Origin of the sequence: Qipengyuania citrea, assembly GCF_024171405.1 — a bacterium.
In the GTDB taxonomy this organism is placed as follows: domain Bacteria; phylum Pseudomonadota; class Alphaproteobacteria; order Sphingomonadales; family Sphingomonadaceae; genus Qipengyuania; species Qipengyuania profunda.
On sequence record NZ_JALJZT010000002.1, the window covers coordinates 1,912,831 to 1,928,196 of the forward strand.

Annotated in this window: 17 protein-coding genes; 4 read left to right on the top strand and 13 right to left on the bottom strand. The window is 66.3% G+C overall.

Annotated elements, in window-relative coordinates:
- Nucleotides 1-16: 16 nt before the first annotated feature.
- Complete coding sequence (locus J2S32_RS10230) at nt 17-1,144, top strand: serine hydrolase domain-containing protein (RefSeq protein ID WP_253520806.1); 1,128 nt, start codon at nt 17-19, stop codon at nt 1,142-1,144.
- Here the strand turns inward: J2S32_RS10230 and J2S32_RS10235 are convergent.
- From J2S32_RS10235 to pdxH, 3 genes are read right to left on the bottom strand one after another with little or no spacing between them, the layout of a single operon-like run.
- Nucleotides 1,141-1,938 carry a PhzF family phenazine biosynthesis protein gene (locus J2S32_RS10235; protein WP_253520809.1) on the bottom strand — a complete coding sequence of 266 codons (798 nt, stop codon included), beginning with the start codon at nt 1,936-1,938 and terminating at the stop codon, nt 1,141-1,143. The genes J2S32_RS10230 and J2S32_RS10235 overlap by 4 nt on opposite strands.
- Nucleotides 1,935-2,870 carry a cation diffusion facilitator family transporter gene (locus tag J2S32_RS10240; protein WP_253520812.1) on the bottom strand — a complete coding sequence of 312 codons (936 nt, stop codon included), beginning with the start codon at nt 2,868-2,870 and terminating at the stop codon, nt 1,935-1,937. Before J2S32_RS10240 ends, J2S32_RS10235 begins: the two co-directional genes overlap by 4 nt.
- The gene (pdxH, locus tag J2S32_RS10245; protein ID WP_253520815.1) at nt 2,867-3,475 is read right to left on the bottom strand and encodes a pyridoxamine 5'-phosphate oxidase; all 609 of its coding nucleotides are present in this window, start codon (nt 3,473-3,475) and stop codon (nt 2,867-2,869) included. The genes J2S32_RS10240 and pdxH overlap by 4 nt, the downstream gene beginning before the upstream one ends.
- 191 nt (nt 3,476-3,666) lie before the next feature.
- Here pdxH and J2S32_RS10250 point away from each other — a divergent pair, with 191 nt between their 5' ends.
- From J2S32_RS10250 to fabI, 3 genes are read left to right on the top strand one after another with little or no spacing between them, the layout of a single operon-like run.
- Nucleotides 3,667-4,617 (top strand): DnaJ C-terminal domain-containing protein, encoded by a 951-nt coding sequence (locus J2S32_RS10250; protein ID WP_253520821.1) that lies wholly within the window; start codon nt 3,667-3,669, stop codon nt 4,615-4,617.
- A gap of 18 nt (nt 4,618-4,635) precedes the next feature.
- Nucleotides 4,636-5,643: a YihY/virulence factor BrkB family protein gene (locus J2S32_RS10255; RefSeq protein ID WP_253520824.1), complete on the top strand. Its 1,008-nt coding sequence runs from the start codon at nt 4,636-4,638 to the stop codon at nt 5,641-5,643.
- Nucleotides 5,640-6,449, top strand: a complete 810-nt coding sequence (gene fabI / locus J2S32_RS10260) for an enoyl-ACP reductase FabI (protein WP_253520828.1) — start codon at nt 5,640-5,642, stop codon at nt 6,447-6,449. Before J2S32_RS10255 ends, fabI begins: the two co-directional genes overlap by 4 nt.
- Before the next feature lie 27 nt (nt 6,450-6,476).
- Here fabI and wecC read toward each other — a convergent pair whose 3' ends face one another.
- The 10 genes from wecC to J2S32_RS10310 all read right to left on the bottom strand — a co-directional run bounded on the left by wecC (nt 6,477) and on the right by J2S32_RS10310 (nt 15,188).
- Entirely contained in the window at nt 6,477-7,742 is a 1,266-nt protein-coding gene (gene wecC, locus J2S32_RS10265; RefSeq protein WP_253520831.1) for a UDP-N-acetyl-D-mannosamine dehydrogenase, read from the bottom strand.
- A gap of 92 nt (nt 7,743-7,834) precedes the next feature.
- On the bottom strand, nt 7,835-8,959 hold the full coding sequence (gene wecB, locus J2S32_RS10270; protein ID WP_253520833.1) for a non-hydrolyzing UDP-N-acetylglucosamine 2-epimerase: 1,125 nt from the start codon (nt 8,957-8,959) through the stop codon (nt 7,835-7,837).
- Nucleotides 8,960-9,000: 41 nt separating this feature from the next.
- Entirely contained in the window at nt 9,001-9,573 is a 573-nt protein-coding gene (locus J2S32_RS10275) for a hypothetical protein (protein ID WP_253520835.1), read from the bottom strand.
- A gap of 91 nt (nt 9,574-9,664) precedes the next feature.
- Nucleotides 9,665-10,192: a demethoxyubiquinone hydroxylase family protein gene (locus tag J2S32_RS10280; protein WP_253520838.1), complete on the bottom strand. Its 528-nt coding sequence runs from the start codon at nt 10,190-10,192 to the stop codon at nt 9,665-9,667.
- The gene (locus J2S32_RS10285) at nt 10,189-10,665 is read right to left on the bottom strand and encodes a disulfide bond formation protein B (RefSeq protein WP_253520840.1); all 477 of its coding nucleotides are present in this window, start codon (nt 10,663-10,665) and stop codon (nt 10,189-10,191) included. The genes J2S32_RS10280 and J2S32_RS10285 overlap by 4 nt, the downstream gene beginning before the upstream one ends.
- 16 nt (nt 10,666-10,681) lie before the next feature.
- Nucleotides 10,682-12,022, bottom strand: a complete 1,341-nt coding sequence (locus J2S32_RS10290; RefSeq protein ID WP_253520842.1) for a S41 family peptidase — start codon at nt 12,020-12,022, stop codon at nt 10,682-10,684.
- Between the two features lie 105 nt (nt 12,023-12,127).
- On the bottom strand, nt 12,128-13,339 hold the full coding sequence (locus tag J2S32_RS10295) for a murein hydrolase activator EnvC family protein (protein ID WP_253520845.1): 1,212 nt from the start codon (nt 13,337-13,339) through the stop codon (nt 12,128-12,130).
- A gap of 18 nt (nt 13,340-13,357) precedes the next feature.
- On the bottom strand, nt 13,358-13,780 hold the full coding sequence (locus J2S32_RS10300; protein WP_253523056.1) for a 23S rRNA (pseudouridine(1915)-N(3))-methyltransferase RlmH: 423 nt from the start codon (nt 13,778-13,780) through the stop codon (nt 13,358-13,360).
- 268 nt (nt 13,781-14,048) lie between these two features.
- Nucleotides 14,049-14,468 (bottom strand): ribosome silencing factor, encoded by a 420-nt coding sequence (rsfS, locus tag J2S32_RS10305; RefSeq protein WP_253520848.1) that lies wholly within the window; start codon nt 14,466-14,468, stop codon nt 14,049-14,051.
- A gap of 57 nt (nt 14,469-14,525) precedes the next feature.
- A complete protein-coding gene (locus tag J2S32_RS10310) occupies nt 14,526-15,188 on the bottom strand; it encodes a nicotinate-nucleotide adenylyltransferase (protein WP_253520852.1) in 663 nt (220 codons plus the stop codon).
- Nucleotides 15,189-15,366: the final 178 nt, after the last annotated feature.

Sequence of the window (15,366 nt, forward strand, 5' to 3'; positions counted from 1 at the left end):
GTGCGAGTGACGCCGCATGATCATGCGGCCCGCCTCCCTTATCGCGCTTGCCCTCGCCACCTCAAGCCTTGCGTCCTGCGGCTCCCCCGGTCCGGCGGAGGAGCCTCCGCTGAGCGAGGAAGCGCTCGCCGCGGTAACCGAGGACCCGGGCGCGCCTACCCGGGCACTGGCGCGCGCAGCAGACGAATTGTTCATGCTCGACGGGCTGGGCGAGACCCGCGCGCTAGTGGTCTATCACGGCGGCGCATTGGCGGTGGAACGCTATGCCCCCGGCTATGACAAGGACACGCGCTTCGTCAGCTGGTCGATGGCCAAGACGGTTACTGCGGTGATGATCGGCATGCTGGTCGCCGACGGACAATTGCGGCTCGACGCGCCCGCCCCCGTGCCGCGCTGGGAGCGGACGGGCGATCCGCGCGCCGAGATCACGCTGCGCCACCTGCTACAGATGCGCAGCGGGCTCGAACATTCCGAAGCGAGCGACCCGCCCTATGAAAGCGGCGAGGTCCGCATGCTTTTCCTCGACGGGCGCGACGACATGGCCGATTACGCCACCGCGCAGCCGCTCGAGGCGGAGCCGGGCGCGCAGTTCGAATATTCCTCCAACACCACCGTGATCCTCGCCGATATTGCCGCGCGCGCGCTGACCGACAGCAGGGATCCCGATGTCCGGCGCAAGGCGGTGGCAGATTATCTCGATGCGCGCCTGTTCGCGCCGCTCGGGATGACCTCGGTGGTGCCCGAATTCGACCGCGCAGGCACATTGATCGGCGGGAGCCTGATCCACGCCACCGCGCGCGACTGGGCAAAGCTCGGCGAATTGCTGCGCAACAAGGGCTCCTATCGCGGCGAACAGTTGGTTCCGCGCGCATGGGTCGAAGAGATGGTCGAACCCAGCCCCCAGAGCCCGCATTACGGACTGCAGACCTGGCTCAACCGCCCCACGGGGGAAGACCAGCACCCGCTGTTTCCCGACCGGGCACCCGAGAGCGCGTTCTCGATGATCGGACACATGGGCCAATATGTCTTCGTCTCGCCGACACAGAAGCTGACCGTGGTCCGGCTGGGCCATTCCAATGCCGACGAACGCCGCGCCATGCTCCAGCAACTGGCCGACGTGGTCGAGCTTTACCCCGAAACCTAGGGCAGGAAGAACCGGCCCTCGACCACCGTCACGCAGTGGCCCGACAAGACCGCTCGCTCGCCATCGCGGCGGCAAATCGCCTGCCCGCCGCGCCGCGACGCCTGGCAGGCGGTGAAGCTGCCGCGTCCGAGCCGCTCGGTCCAGAAATGCGTCAGCACGGCATGAGCCGAGCCGGTGAAGCTGTCTTCATCGACGCTCGCGCCGGGCACGAACACGCGGCTGACCACATCGGTATCGCTGCCGGGTGCGGTGCAGATGTACTGGTCGTTCCCTAGCGCCCCCAGCGCGCGCAGATCGGGATCGAGCGCACGCACAGCATCCTCGCTGGCGAACAGATAGACCCCGTAGCCATCGGGATGGAGCCAGACCTCCTGCGGCTGCGCACCGAGCAGTTGGACCGCTTCGACCCACTCGCCCCGCTCGGTCCGGATCAGCGGCAAAGCAAGCTCGTACCCCGCCCCAGCCCGCGCCACTTCGAGCGTGCCTGCCCGCCGCGTGCGAAAACGCACCCGCTCGCCGCCATCGCGCGCCAGCAGCACATGGCCACTGGCGAGCGTTGCGTGGCCGCATAACCTTACTTCCTCGGCCGGCGTGAACCAGCGCAGCTCCCAGTCGGCTTCGCCGCTGGCATCGCGAACGCAGAAGGCGGTTTCGGCGAAATTGTTTTCGGCCGCGATCGCGAGCAGCAGATCGTCTTCGAACCAGTCGTCGAGCGGCATCACCGCGGCCTGGTTGCCGCCGAAAGCGCGGTCGGTGAAGGCATCGACATGCCAATAGGGCAGCGCGCGGCTCATGCGTCCTTGTCGAGCTTGGCGAACTCATTGTCCTCGACCAGCGGATTATCGGGTTCGTCGACATGGCCTTCGGGGTCGATGTGGATGAGCAATTCGGTTCCGGGGAACTGGCGTCTCAGATCGTCCTCGACCCGATCGGTGATCGCATGCGCTTCCTCGATCGTCATCCTTGGCGGCAGATCGACATGGAACTGCACGAAATCGCGATTGCCGCTGGTGCGCGTGCGCAGATCGTGGAGGTTCGAAAGCTCGGGATGGCGCGCGGCCGCCTCGACGAAGGCCAGCCGCCTGTCTTCGGGCCATTCGCGGTCCATCAGGTCATCGACCGCGTCACTTGCCCCGCGCCAGGCTCCCCAGCCGAGCCAGGCCGCAATGCCGAGTCCGAACAGCGGATCGGCCATGCCAATACCCGCATATTGATCGAGCACCAGCGCGAGGATCACTGCCAGGTTGAGCAACAGGTCGGATTTGTAATGCAAGTGATCGGTCTGGATCGCGAGGCTGCGTGTCCGGCGCATCACGTAGCTTTGCCAGCCGAGCAGCGCGAAGGTCAGCACGATGGCGACAAGCGACACCCCGATGCCTTCCGCCGCCGCAGCAGTCTCGCCCCCGCCCGCCAGCTGCGTCACCGCGCGCGCCGCGATGCCGAAGGCCGACAGGACGATGAGCATGATCTGGAAGATCGCCGCCAGCGCCTCTGCCTTGCCGTGCCCGAAGCGGTGGTCCTCGTCGGCGGGCATCGACGCGATCCACACACCGGTCAGCGTGGCGAGGCTGGCGATCAGGTCGAGCGCCGAATCGGCAAGGCTGCCGAGCATGGCGGTCGAACCGGTGCGCCAGCTCGCCCAGCTCTTGAGCGCGACCAGCACCAGCGCGACCGTAATCGACGCCATCGCCGCCGAGCGGGCCAGCCGGGCGCTTCTGTCACTCATGGGTAGAGCAGCGTGTTCGACCACGCATCCTCAGCGCTCTCGCGCGCAAACAGCCGGCGGTCGTGAAGGCGGTATTCGCGGTCGCGCCAGAATTCGATCCGGCGCGGGCTCAGGCGAAACCCCGTCCAATGCGGCGGACGCGGGATGTCGCCTTCGGGATAGCGCTCCTCGAGCGCGGCGACCCGGTCGAGATAGAGCTGGCGGTCGAGCAGTGGACGCGACTGGTCGCTTGCCGCCGAGCCGATCTGCGACACGCGCGGGCGCGAATGGAAATAGGCATCTGCCTCTTCCTCGCCGACTTCTTCGAGCGGGCCTTCGATGCGTATCTGGCGGCGCAGGCTTTTCCAGTGGAACAGCAGCGCCGCACGCATGTTGGCGCGGATCTGCTCGCCCTTGTGGCTTTCGGCATTGGTGTAGAACACGAAGCCATCGGCGCTATGGCCCTTGAGCAGCACCATGCGGACCGACGGGAAGCCATCGGGCGACGCCGTCGCCAGCGCCATCGCATTGGCATCGTTGGGCTCGCTCTCGCGTGCCTCGGCGAACCACACTTCGAACAGCGCGAAAGGATCGCTGGGCGGAATCGCGCTCTGGTCGGTTTCCATCGGGGCTTTCCTACAATCTGGAACACATGGAACAGGGTTCAGGAGCAAAACGCGGCGCGGCCCGTTTTTGCCCGGAAACGACTGCAAGGAGGACCGAATTGCCATTCATCAGCCGTCCCCTATCGCCAATGCGCGCGGTAGGAAACCGCCCGCGCTTGCACCACGCCGCTGTTGTGCCTAGCTAACACGCCATGGCCGATCCCTATTCCATCCTTGGCGTCCCGCGCAATGCGTCCGAAAAGGACATCAAGAGCGCCTATCGCACGCTCGCCAAGGAACTGCATCCCGACCGTAACAAGGACAACCCCAACGCTTCGGAGCGCTTCAGCCAGGCAACCAATGCCTATGACCTGCTGTCCGACAAGGACAAGCGCGCGCAATTCGACCGCGGCGAGATCGATGCCGACGGCAATCCCGCCAATCCCTTTGCAGGCATGGGCGGCGGCGGAGGTTTCCGCCCCAATGGCGGGCAGCGCGGGTTTCGCACCGAGGACATGCAGGGCTTCGGCGGCGAAGAAGTCGATCTGGGTGATATCTTCGAGGGCCTGTTTGGTGGCCGCGGGTCGCAGGCGCGCTCCGGCGGCAGCCCGTTCGGCGGTACGCAGCATCGCCGCCCGCCCCAGAAAGGCGCAGACATCGCCTACAAGCTGCGCGTTCCCTTTATCGATGCGGCCACGCTCAAGGACCAGCGAATCACGCTGTCCGACGGCAAGACGATCGACCTCAAGCTGCCCAAGGGGGTCGAGGACGGGACGCAGATGCGGCTCAAGGGCAAGGGCGAGCGGGGCCCCGGCGGCGCCGGCGACGGGCTCGTCACCATCGCGATCGACCGGCACGCGCTCTACCGCCGCGAAGGCGACGATGTGCGCTTCGACCTGCCGATCACGCTCGACGAGGCCGTGAACGGCGGCAAGGTCCGCGTCCCCACGGTCGACGGACCGGTGATGATGACCATCAAGCCCGGCACGCATGGCGGCACCGTCCTGCGCCTCAAAGGCAAAGGCTTTTCACGCAAGAACGGCACCCGCGGCGACCAATTGGTGACGCTTGAAATCCAGCTGCCCGACGATCTCGACGAGCTTGCCAAGCGGCTCGATGGGTGGAAGGACGAGAGCGATCCGCGGAGCAAGCTCGGGGTTTAGTCCTTGTCGCCACAACCCATGCCGGAAGGCCAGGAACGCGAGATCCACTCGCTCTCCCCCGAACAGCGGCGGAAGGAGGCACGCGATCTGCGCGGCCGTATCCAGCGGCACATGGGCCCCGGCACACGGGGCTGGGAAATCACCAAGCGGACCATTGTCGGCACTTATAACGACGGCTTCATCCACGCAGGCAACCTTGCCTATCTGTCGATGCTGGCGATCTTCCCCTTCTTCATCCTCGGCGCGGCGGTTTTCTCCGCGATTGGCGAAGAGGCCGAACGCGCGGCGACGATCAATGCAGTGCTCTATGCGCTGCCGCCGATGGTCGGCAATGTCATCGAACCCGTCGCGCGCGATGTGATCGAGGCGCGCAGCGGCTGGCTGCTGTGGGTCGGTGCGCTGATCGGGCTATGGACGGTGGGCAGCCTGGTCGAAACCATCCGCGACATCCTGCGCCGCGCCTATGGCACGCATGCCACGCAGGCTTTCTGGAAATACCGCCTGCTGTCGTCGGGGGTGATCCTCGCCGCGGTCTTCCTGCTGTTGCTGAGCCTGATCGCGCAATTCCTGATCGGTACGGCGCAGGAGGTTATCGAGGCCTATTTCCCGCAGCTGATCGACCGGGTATCCGACCTGCGCCTGACACGGATCGTCCCTGCGCTGGGCCTGTTCGGCTCGCTCTACCTGATCTTCTATTCGCTTACCCCGTCGAAATACCGCCGCCAGCGCTATCCCAAATGGCCGGGCGTATTGCTGACGACGCTGTGGTGGATCGCGGTGACCACGATCATGCCGGCGGTGCTGCGCAATTTCTTCTCCTACGATCTTACCTATGGCGGGCTTGCGGGCGTGATGATCGTATTGTTCTTTTTCTGGCTTGTCGGGCTCGGGGTGGTTATCGGCGCAGAGCTGAACGCGGCGCTGGCCGAAACGCCTGAAGAGGAATTGTGCCAGGTGAGCGAGGCCGACGATGCGCGTCGGGCAGCGCTGGCGCGGGAAATGGCAGAAGAGGAGCACGCTGCATGAGCGGGTTGATGGCAGGTAAACGTGGGCTGATCATGGGGCTCGCCAACGACAAGTCGCTGGCCTGGGGAATCGCCAAGCAACTCGGCGCGCATGGGGCCGAACTGGCCTTTTCCTATCAGGGCGAGGCGCTCAAGAAGCGGGTCGGCCCGCTGGCGCAGCAGCTCGGCAGCGATTTCCTCATCGAATGCGATGTGTCGGACATGGACGCGCTCGACCGCGCCTTCGACACGCTCAAATCGCGCTGGGAGACGATCGACTTCGTCGTCCATGCGATCGGCTTCTCGGACAAGAACGAGCTGCGCGGCAAATATGTCGACACCAGCCTCGACAATTTCCTGATGACGATGAACATCTCCGCCTATTCGCTGGTCGCGGTGGCCAGGCGCGCGCGCGCGATGATGCCCGAGGGCGGATCGATCCTGACACTGACCTATTACGGCGCCGAGAAGGTGATCCCGCATTACAACGTGATGGGCGTGGCCAAGGCGGCGTTGGAAACCAGCGTCAAATATCTCGCCAACGACCTCGGCCCCGAGAACATCCGCGTCAACGCGCTCAGCGCGGGTCCGGTCAAGACGCTCGCGGCGAGCGGGATCGGCGATTTCCGCTATATCCTCAAGTGGAACGAGCTCAATTCGCCGCTGCGGCGCAATATCACCATCGACGATGTCGGCGGCTCGGGCCTCTATCTGCTGTCCGACCTGTCATCGGGCGTGACGGGTGAAACGCATCATGTCGACGGCGGTTATCACGTTGTCGGGATGAAGCAGGAAGACGCCCCCGACATCGCGCTCGACAAGGCCTGAGTTAGAGACCGATCTCAGGGGGCCTGATCAGGCAACGTCGGGCCAGATGCCCCGAGTGTCATAGACAGCCTTGCCGGCGCGTTCCTCGGGCGGGATGACCTTGAACACATCGTGATCGACCAGCGTAACCAGCACGCCGCATTCTTCCAGCGCAATGTCGATATCGACCAGTTCGGCGCCCGTGCCCGCGAACTCGGGCGGCAGTTCGCCCGCATAGGGTTCTACCACCTGCACACGCTCGCCGAACTCGCGCGCAAGCGAGGCGGCGACATAGCGCGCCGGGCTTTCGCGGAAATCATCGATATTCGCCTTGAAGGCAAGGCCGAGGCAGGCGATCTTGGCCCCCGGATTGGCCTGCGCCAGCGCCTTCGCGCGGGTAAGCACATGGTGCATCTTGGCATCGTTGGTCTCGCGTGCCTGGCGGATGATCTTCGCCTCGTCGGGCGCGCCATGGACGATGAACCACGGGTCGACCGCGATGCAATGCCCGCCCACGCCGGGGCCGGGGGTGAGGATATTGACGCGCGGGTGACGGTTGGCCAGCCGGATCACTTCCCACACATCGAGCCCCTGCCGGTCGGCGATCATCGAAAGCTCGTTGGCGAAGGCGATATTGACGTCGCGGAAGGCGTTCTCGACCAGCTTGGTCATTTCGGCGCTGCGCACATCGGTGGTGACGCATTCGCCCTTCACGAAGCGCTTGTAGAAGGCGAGCGCCTTGCGCGCGCAGCGCGGGGTGATGCCCCCGATCGAGCGGTCGTTATGCGTGAGTTCCTCGAGAATCTTGCCCGGCAGCACGCGCTCGGGACAATAGGCGATGCTCACATCGGGCTGCCCATCGGTCAGGCCCGGCATGGCAAGATCGGGTCGCTTGGCGGCGATGGCATCGCGCATCGCCTCGGTGGTGCCGACCGGTGAGGTCGATTCGAGAATGACCGTGTCACCCTTCTTGAGCACCTCGGCGACCTGCTCGGCGGCGGCCATGACATAGGATGTATCGGGCGTATGCTGCCCGTCTTTCGCGAAAGGTGTAGGCACCGCAATCACGAAGACATCGGCGGGCGCGACCTGCGTCGAGGCCTTGAGCAGCCCGCGCTGGACCACTGCCTGCACCAACCCGTCGAGATCGACCTCCTCGATATGGATTTCGCCGCGGTTGATCGTGTCGACGACGCTTTGCGCCACATCGACACCATGCACCGGGCAGCCCGCGCGCGCGATAATCGCGGCCGTTGGCAGACCGATATAGCCGAGACCGATGACGCAGACGTCGGGCTTGGTGTCACCACGCATGAATGTGTTTCCCTGAACCTTTGGGCTACGAAGCTAGCGGCGGTCGGTAAATTTTACAGTAACGATAAAGCGCGCGCTGGCAGCGGGACGGATCACGCCTCGGCGAGCAGATCGGCGATCCGCGCCGCCGAATGCCCGTCACCGAAGGGGTTATGCGCGCGCGCCATTGCGGCATAGGCGGCCTCGTCGTCGAGCAGGCGGGTGGCTTCGCGCACGATCGCATCGGCATCGGTGCCGACCAGCTTCGCAGTGCCTGCCGCGATGCCTTCCGGGCGCTCGGTCGTCTCGCGCATGACCAGCACCGGCTTGCCCAGTGCGGGCGCCTCTTCCTGCACTCCGCCGCTGTCAGTGAGCATCAAATGGCTGATATCGAGCAGCCGGGCGAAATGCGGATAGTCGAGCGGCTCGATCAGCGCGACATTGTCCAGCCCGGCCAGCCGCGCGTTCATCACCGCGCGGACGTTGGGGTTGAGGTGGACCGGAAAGATGATCGCGACATCGTCGCGCGCGGCCAGCCGCTGCACGGCGGCGGCGATATTCTCCATCCCCTCGCCGAAGTTCTCGCGCCGGTGGCTGGTCATGCCGATGATGCGCTTGCCTGCAAAGCGCGCTTCGAGCTCGGCCAGACCAGCCGCCAGCGCCGGCTCCTCGCTCACCCGCCGCGTCACCCAGCGCAGGGCATCGATCACGGTGTTGCCGGTGACATGCACGGTTGCGGCTTCGACATTCTCACGCAGCAGCGCATCGCGCGCGGTTTGGGTCGGGGCGCAATGCAGCGCGGCGAAGCTGCCGACGACGCGGCGGTTCACCTCTTCGGGCCAGGGATGATGGATGTCGCCGCTGCGCAGCCCGGCCTCGACATGGCACACGGGTATCTTGCGGTAATAGGCCGCGATCGCCCCCGCCATCACGGTGGTCGTATCGCCCTGCACCACGACCCAGTCGGGCCGTTCCGCATCCAGCACCCTGCCGATTTCGACCAACGCGCGCGCAGTCAGCGCATCGAGCGTCTGGCCGGGAGTCATCAGGTCGAGATCGTGATCGGGCACGATCCCGGCGATGTCGAGCACCTGGTCGAGCATTTCGCGATGCTGCGCCGAGATACACACGCGGCTGTCGAACCGCTCGTCCTCCGCCAGCGCATGCACCAGCGGGAACAGCTTGATCGCTTCGGGACGGGTCCCGAACACGGTGAGGATCTTGCGGCGCGAACTCATACCCGCCTGCCTAGCGACAAATCGCCGACCGGCGCCAGAGCTTAGCGCGGTTCGGCAGCGCTTTCGGGCTGCGGCAGCGCCTCTTCACCCGGGACCTCGGCCGCGCGTTCGCGCTCGAGCCGTTCCATATATTCGCGCTCGATCATCTCGACCCGCTCCTGCTCGGCGGCGGCGTCCTCGTCGATGGTCGCCAGGCGCTTGGCGCGCTCGGCGGCGATGATCTCGCCGAAGCGGATGCCCGCGTCATTGGCCTTGTCGGCATAGGCGGCGTTGATCATTTCCTGCGTACAGCCGGTAAAGCCGCCTGCACCGGTGGGCGAGCAAGACATGGTACCGAAAGCGCCCGCCATCTCGAAGCGTTCGACGCGTTCGGCCCATGACTGGTTCTCAGGGCTGTCGGAAAAGCGCAGGTTCTCGGGAATGCGATAGCGCTCGTTCTCGGCCTTGCGGGCGCAGACGACGATCTGGTCGTCCGTGCTTTCGGGGCATTCGTCGTCGCCATAGATGATCACCATGTTGTAATTGTCTTCGGCCGTATCGACGCTGTCCTGCGCCTGCGCGCCCATGGGGACGGCAAGTGCCAGGCTGGCGATGGCAAGCAACGGTTTCGACATGATGGTCCTCTCGGCGAATGGGTGCGGGGCCACTAGGCGCCCCGTGGGGTGAACTTTTGCTGAAGCGCGTGGGCGGGCCTCCCGGCGCGCGTCACACACGCTCCGAAATACGGATCGCCGCGCGGCAGCCCAGGCGAATGACGCCCGAAAGCAGCGGATAGGCGGGCGCACGCTCGGCCCCGGCGGCCAGCGCGGCGTCGCGGTGCTCCCGCTCGTCCTCGCGGAATTCCTCGATCATCGCGGCGAGCTCGGGATCCTCGCCGCTGTCCTGCAGCTGGTCGAGCTGACGCGAATAGTGATCGTCGATCTCGGTCTCGACCGCGGCGGTGCAGGCCATGGCCGCTTCGGGCCCGATCAGCGCGGTCACCGCGCCAAGCGCGAACCCCGCACGATCCCAGAACGGTTGCAGCGCGGTCGGACGCACGCTGCGGCGCGCCATCAGCGCGTCGAACTTTGCGCGGTGGCCGGCTTCCTGCTCCGCCATGCCCGCGATTTCCGCCGAATGCGGGCCGCGGTCGCCCATGACGGCGAGCTGACCGGCATAGATCCGCGTCGCACCGAATTCGCCTGCCTGGTCGACGCGGATCATCCGCGCAATATGATCGGGTACCTTGGTCATGCCCGGCGATCCTTCACCAACAGCGCGAAGATTGCCAGCCCCGTGGCGGTCGAAATCAGGAAATTGAAGCCTGCCAGGCTGATCCCGAGCAGCGTCCAAGCGGGTTCGTCGCAGCGCACCAGCGGGGTGTTCATGATGTCTTCGAGCGCATTGCCGCTGCTGCCCGAGGTGATCGCGGCGCAGGAGGTGATCCCCTCCCACCAGCCATATTCGACCCCGGCATGAAACAGGCCGATCGCGCCCGAGACCAGGATCGCCAGCGCGGCGGCACCGGTCCACAAGCGCTGCGGCGGGGTCACGTATGCGAGCAGGGCAAGGCCCACGGCAGCGAAATGCGGCCAGCGCTGCCACCAGCACATTTCGCACGGGTAAAGCCCGAAGCCATATTGCGAGACATAGGCCCCGCCCAGCAGCAGGGCCGGCACGGCGAGCGCCAGGACGCGGGCGAGGCGGGCGTGCTGCGTAAGGCTCATGGCGCGGCGCTCTACCCTATTTCGCGCGAGCGGCAATGCTCTTGGGGCTCGTCCGGCGCAGCGTTTCAAGCGCGTAATAGAGCTGGAAATCCTCGATGCCCTTGTCCTTCAGCTCTTCCGCCGTCTGCAGGAAGCGCGGATCGGCGCGCGAATCCTTCTCGACCGCATCGTCATCGAGCCCGATCTCGTTGATCAGATGGCCGCGCAGATCCGATTCGCGCATCTGGAACTTGGCCCGCTTGGCCAGGTCCGGGTCGGAGAGCTGCGGCACCGCGATGTCGGGAGTGATCCCGCCTTCCTGCACCGAATGGCCCGAGGGGGTGTAATAGCGCGCGGTGGTCAGCTTGAGCGCGGCGTCGCGGCCGAGCGGCAGCAGCGACTGGACGCTGCCCTTGCCGAAGCTGCGCTCGCCCATGACCACGCCGCGGCGATGGTCCTGGATTGCCCCGGCCACGATTTCGGAGGCCGAGGCGGAGCCTGCATCGATCAGCACGACGATCGGCAGCCCGGCGGCAATATCCCCGCGGAACACGGTCTCGGCGTCATAGGCGATGTTCTCGCCCCGCGCGCGGCCGCGCTGCGACACGATACGGCCTTCAGTGAGGAACAGGTCGGACAATGCCACCGCCTCGTCGAGCGAGCCGCCGGGGTTCGAGCGCAAGTCGAGCACCAGCCCGCTGAGGCGGCCGGTGGCCTGGCTCTTGAGGTCTTCCCACGCGGCGAAGACATCGCTGCCGACATCGCGCGAGAACTCGTTGATCATGATGTGGCCGACATTGCCGTCGTGCAGTTCCCAGGTGACCGGTTCGAGCTCGATCACGCCGCGAGTCACGCTCACATCGAAGGGTTCGTCGCGGCCGGGGCGGAAGATCGTCAGTTCGATCGCAGTGCCTTCGCGTCCGCGCATCTGCGCCACCGATTCGTCGAGCGTCTGGCCCACGATCAGGCGGCCATCGAGGTGGGTGATGAAGTCGCCCGCCTTGATGCCCATCTTGTCCGCCGGGCTGCCGCGGAAGGGCGAAATGACCTTCACCGCGCCGTCTTCGGCCACGACCGAGAGGCCGAGACCCGAATAATTCCCGTCGATCATCGTCTCGAGCCGCTGCAGGTCGCTGCCGTCGAGATAGCCCGAATGCGGATCGAGCGCGGTCAGCATGCCATCGATCATGCCGCGCATCAGCGTCTCGTCATCGACCGGCTCGACATAGCTCGCCTTGATCCGCTGGTAGACCGCAAGGACCTTGGCGAATTCGGGGCCCGCGCGGCCATCGACCTGCGCCATGGTGGCGGTGGTCGCGGGGATCAGCGCGACAGCGGTCACGAGAGCGGCCGAACGGGCAAGGGCGGCGAATTTCATCGGCAAGAAGACTCCTTTGCGGGCGCATAACCTATGGTGTGCGACCGCTTAATGCTAGCTGAGCATGGTTGGTGCCCGTCAGGAAAGCGGTTTTCGACCGGCGGCCTAGCGCAAGTGGTCGAGCGGGTTCACCGGTTCGCCGCCCTGCCGCAGCTCGAGCGTGACCTCGCCGCGCTGTCCCGGCGCGACCCCGAGCGGCGAGCCCGCGTCAACCGCCTGCCCGACCGCGACATCGAGCGTGCCGAGCCCGGTAACGAGGCTGGTCCAGCCATTGGCATGTTCGACGATCACGATCCGGCCATAGCCGCGATAAGGCCCGGCAAAGGCGATCCGTCCCGCACCGGGAGCGACGACCTGCGCGCGCGGGCGCGCGGCGAGCGCGATTCCCGCCTGCCGCTGGCCGCTGGTGCCCGCTTCGCCGAAACCCGCGGTAATCTCGCCCGCGACCGGCAGTTGGTACTGCCGCGGCGGCTGGGTGGCGCTGGGGATCGGGCTCGGGGTCGCGGCGAGGCTCGCGGAAGCGGGATCGGCCGGGCGCGGCAAGGGGCCGGGCAAGGCCGCCAGCTGCGCGCGCAGCGATCCTGCCGCTTCGAGCCGCCCGACGAGCTGATCGAGATCGATCGCCTGTTCGGCGAGCACCAGCGCGCGTTGCGCCTCGCGATCGGCCCCGCCCGCCGCCTGGCGCGCCTTGAGCCGCTCCTGCTCGGCAAGCGCGACCAATTGCTTGCGCCGTCCGACGAGGACCGTTTCGCTTTCCCGCCGATCGGAGACCGCGGCGCGCGCTTCGGTTTCGAGCGTCCTGGCGCGGTCGAGATCGCCGCGCAGCGCGCTGGTCCGCTCGCGCACCAGCGGGATCGTGCTGGCGAGGACCGCGCGGGTATAGACGAGATCGCGGAGCGACCCGGGTTGCAGCGCCGACAGTGCGAGCGGGCGGCGCGACATCGACTGCAAAGCGCCGGTCAGCCGGACCAGCGGGGTCCGGCGCGCCGCCAATCGGCGGTCGAGCATGCGCCGCTCGCGATTGGCCAGCGCCAGCCGGGCTTCGGCCGCGGCGATACCGGCCTCGGCCTGCTGCACGCGTGCCGCGAGCGCCGCCGCCGCGCTACGCGCCTTTTCCGAAGCTTCGCGCGAGCGCGCGGCCTGCTGCTCGAGCCGTTCCCCGCGGGCCCGCGCATTGCGTTGCTGCACGCGCGCGGCATCGAGCTGGGCACGGGCATCCTCGGCACTTTCGAGCGGGGTCGGCGCCTGCGCGATCGCCGGCAGCCACAGCAGGCCTGCGGAAAGCGTAACGGCAAGGGCGGCGAGACGGCGGCTCATCGCGGCATTTCTGCCCGATCAATTGCTCCGATGATAGGGGTGGCCCGCGATAATCGTCGTCGCGCGATAGAGTTGTTCGGCCAGCATCGCGCGTGCCAGCAGGTGCGGCCAGGTCGCCGAGCCGAACGCAAGCAGCAGATCGGCTTCGGCGCGTTCTTCCGCCGTATGTCCGTCCGCCGCGCCAAGCACGAAGCGGCATTCGCGCATGCCATCGTCGCGCCACCGTCCAAGGATCGCGGCAAGCTTTTCGGAGGAGAGGTCCTTGCCGCGCTCGTCGAGGAGCACGGTTTTGACCGGTGTCAGCGGATCGGGAATGCGCCCGCCGGTTTCGGGCAGTTCGGTGAATTTGACCGGCCAGGTCAGCCGCTTCTCATACCGCGCGACCAGATCCGTCTCCGGCGAGCGGCCGATCTTTCCGCGGGCGATGATGTGGAGGAGCATGGCGTGGTCGTAGCCGGATTGTTTGTGTTTCGCACCCACCTGCATGGGTGCGTCCTCTGGACGGTTCTTCCGCTACGCCACGGGTCCCTGTAGGCGCGCGGTCGCGCTTGCCGTTCGCCACGGCGAACGGGGACTTTGGCTGACCGAATCGAAATGCCGCGCCGTTTTCCGAGCCGCAGGCGAGGCGAGCGCGACTGCGCGCCCGAGGCCCTGCGAGCAAGCCAAGCCGAGCTCAGCTTCGGCGCCCCGCGCCCGAGGCGCTAGAGGGTCACGCCGTGCCGGCGACCGGCGGGGCATCTCCGAACGCCCACATGCGCTCGAGGTTGTAGAAGCTGCGCACTTCGGGGCGGAACAGGTGGACGACGACGTCGCCCGCATCGAGCAGCACCCAATCGGCTGCGGGAAGCCCTTCGAGCTTCACCGGGCCAAAGCCGGCCTGCTTGACCTTCTCGGCCAGTTTCTGCGCCATTGCGGCGACCTGGCGAGTCGAGCGGCCCGAGGCGATCACCATGTGATCGGCAATCGAGCTCTTGCCCTCGAGATCGATGGTCACGACCTCCTGTGCCTGGTCGTCGTCAAGCTGCTGCAGCACCAGCTTGAGCAGTGGATCGGTGGTCGCGTCAGCCAAGTCGATGACCTGTGCCGATGCGGGTCCGGACGAAGCCGGATGGGTTTGCGCCTGAGTCATAGGCGGATGCGTTACTCCTGAATTGAGAGGCTTGGGCCATGGAAGGGACAACGCGCGTCATGGCGCGGTGGTTTCCTCCCCCGACGGTATCAAGCGATGCGTCAACTGGTCCCTCGGAGGCGGTCCGGCGAAGCGTAAGGCCCAGTCGGGATCACCGCGGCGGATTGCCGTGGCCGATCGTTCGTCGGGATCGAAACGCAATGTCACCAGTGCCGGTGCGCTCCATTCGCCCCTGTTCACAAAGCTGGACAATGGCACCGAAAAGCGCCGCAGCCAGGCCATCGCGGGGCTCGCGAGGGCAGCAGCATCATAGCCGGGCCGCGCGATGACTGCAATCGGCATCCTGCGCGCGATGTCGCGCCAGGCTTTCCAGCGGTGGAATTGCGCCAGATTGTCCGCTCCCATCAGCCACACGAAGTCGTGCTTGGAATAGCGTCGGGTAAGCGCGCCGAGCGTATCGACCGTGTAGCGCGTGCCGAGCTCGCGCTCGATCGCGGTTACGCGGATCGGGGCGCGCCGTGCCTGCACCATCGCCGAACGCACACGCGCGGTGAGCGGCGCCATCCCCGCCTGCGGCTTGAGCGGGTTCCCCGGCGACACCATCCACCAGACCTCGTCGAGCTCGAGCGCGCGCCGAACGAACAGCGAAATTCGCCGATGGCCGCCATGCGCCGGGTTGAAGCTGCCGCCGAGCAGACCGATTCGCCGCTTTCCGCGCATCAGATTCGGGCCTCGGGAAATTTGTCGCATTTATACAATGACTTGCTGGGCCCAGCCGAGGGAAATCGTAAGCCATTGGTAAACCACACTTTAATCTCTTACCCCCGGCCCGAGCCAAAATTTAGCGCGCGCTCAAACGACTCGTCCCACCGATGCTTCGACTCGTAGATTCTACGGG

Coding starts and splice junctions, on each gene's coding strand:
- J2S32_RS10230 (WP_253520806.1), top strand. CDS start 17: ATGATCATGCGGCCCGCCTCCCTTATCGCGCTTGCCCTCGCCACCTCA.
- J2S32_RS10235 (WP_253520809.1), bottom strand. CDS start 1,938: ATGAGCCGCGCGCTGCCCTATTGGCATGTCGATGCCTTCACCGACCGC.
- J2S32_RS10240 (WP_253520812.1), bottom strand. CDS start 2,870: ATGAGTGACAGAAGCGCCCGGCTGGCCCGCTCGGCGGCGATGGCGTCG.
- pdxH (WP_253520815.1), bottom strand. CDS start 3,475: ATGGAAACCGACCAGAGCGCGATTCCGCCCAGCGATCCTTTCGCGCTG.
- J2S32_RS10250 (WP_253520821.1), top strand. CDS start 3,667: ATGGCCGATCCCTATTCCATCCTTGGCGTCCCGCGCAATGCGTCCGAA.
- J2S32_RS10255 (WP_253520824.1), top strand. CDS start 4,636: ATGCCGGAAGGCCAGGAACGCGAGATCCACTCGCTCTCCCCCGAACAG.
- fabI (WP_253520828.1), top strand. CDS start 5,640: ATGAGCGGGTTGATGGCAGGTAAACGTGGGCTGATCATGGGGCTCGCC.
- wecC (WP_253520831.1), bottom strand. CDS start 7,742: ATGCGTGGTGACACCAAGCCCGACGTCTGCGTCATCGGTCTCGGCTAT.
- wecB (WP_253520833.1), bottom strand. CDS start 8,959: ATGAGTTCGCGCCGCAAGATCCTCACCGTGTTCGGGACCCGTCCCGAA.
- J2S32_RS10275 (WP_253520835.1), bottom strand. CDS start 9,573: ATGTCGAAACCGTTGCTTGCCATCGCCAGCCTGGCACTTGCCGTCCCC.
- J2S32_RS10280 (WP_253520838.1), bottom strand. CDS start 10,192: ATGACCAAGGTACCCGATCATATTGCGCGGATGATCCGCGTCGACCAG.
- J2S32_RS10285 (WP_253520840.1), bottom strand. CDS start 10,665: ATGAGCCTTACGCAGCACGCCCGCCTCGCCCGCGTCCTGGCGCTCGCC.
- J2S32_RS10290 (WP_253520842.1), bottom strand. CDS start 12,022: ATGAAATTCGCCGCCCTTGCCCGTTCGGCCGCTCTCGTGACCGCTGTC.
- J2S32_RS10295 (WP_253520845.1), bottom strand. CDS start 13,339: ATGAGCCGCCGTCTCGCCGCCCTTGCCGTTACGCTTTCCGCAGGCCTG.
- J2S32_RS10300 (WP_253523056.1), bottom strand. CDS start 13,780: ATGCTCCTCCACATCATCGCCCGCGGAAAGATCGGCCGCTCGCCGGAG.
- rsfS (WP_253520848.1), bottom strand. CDS start 14,468: ATGACTCAGGCGCAAACCCATCCGGCTTCGTCCGGACCCGCATCGGCA.
- J2S32_RS10310 (WP_253520852.1), bottom strand. CDS start 15,188: ATGCGCGGAAAGCGGCGAATCGGTCTGCTCGGCGGCAGCTTCAACCCG.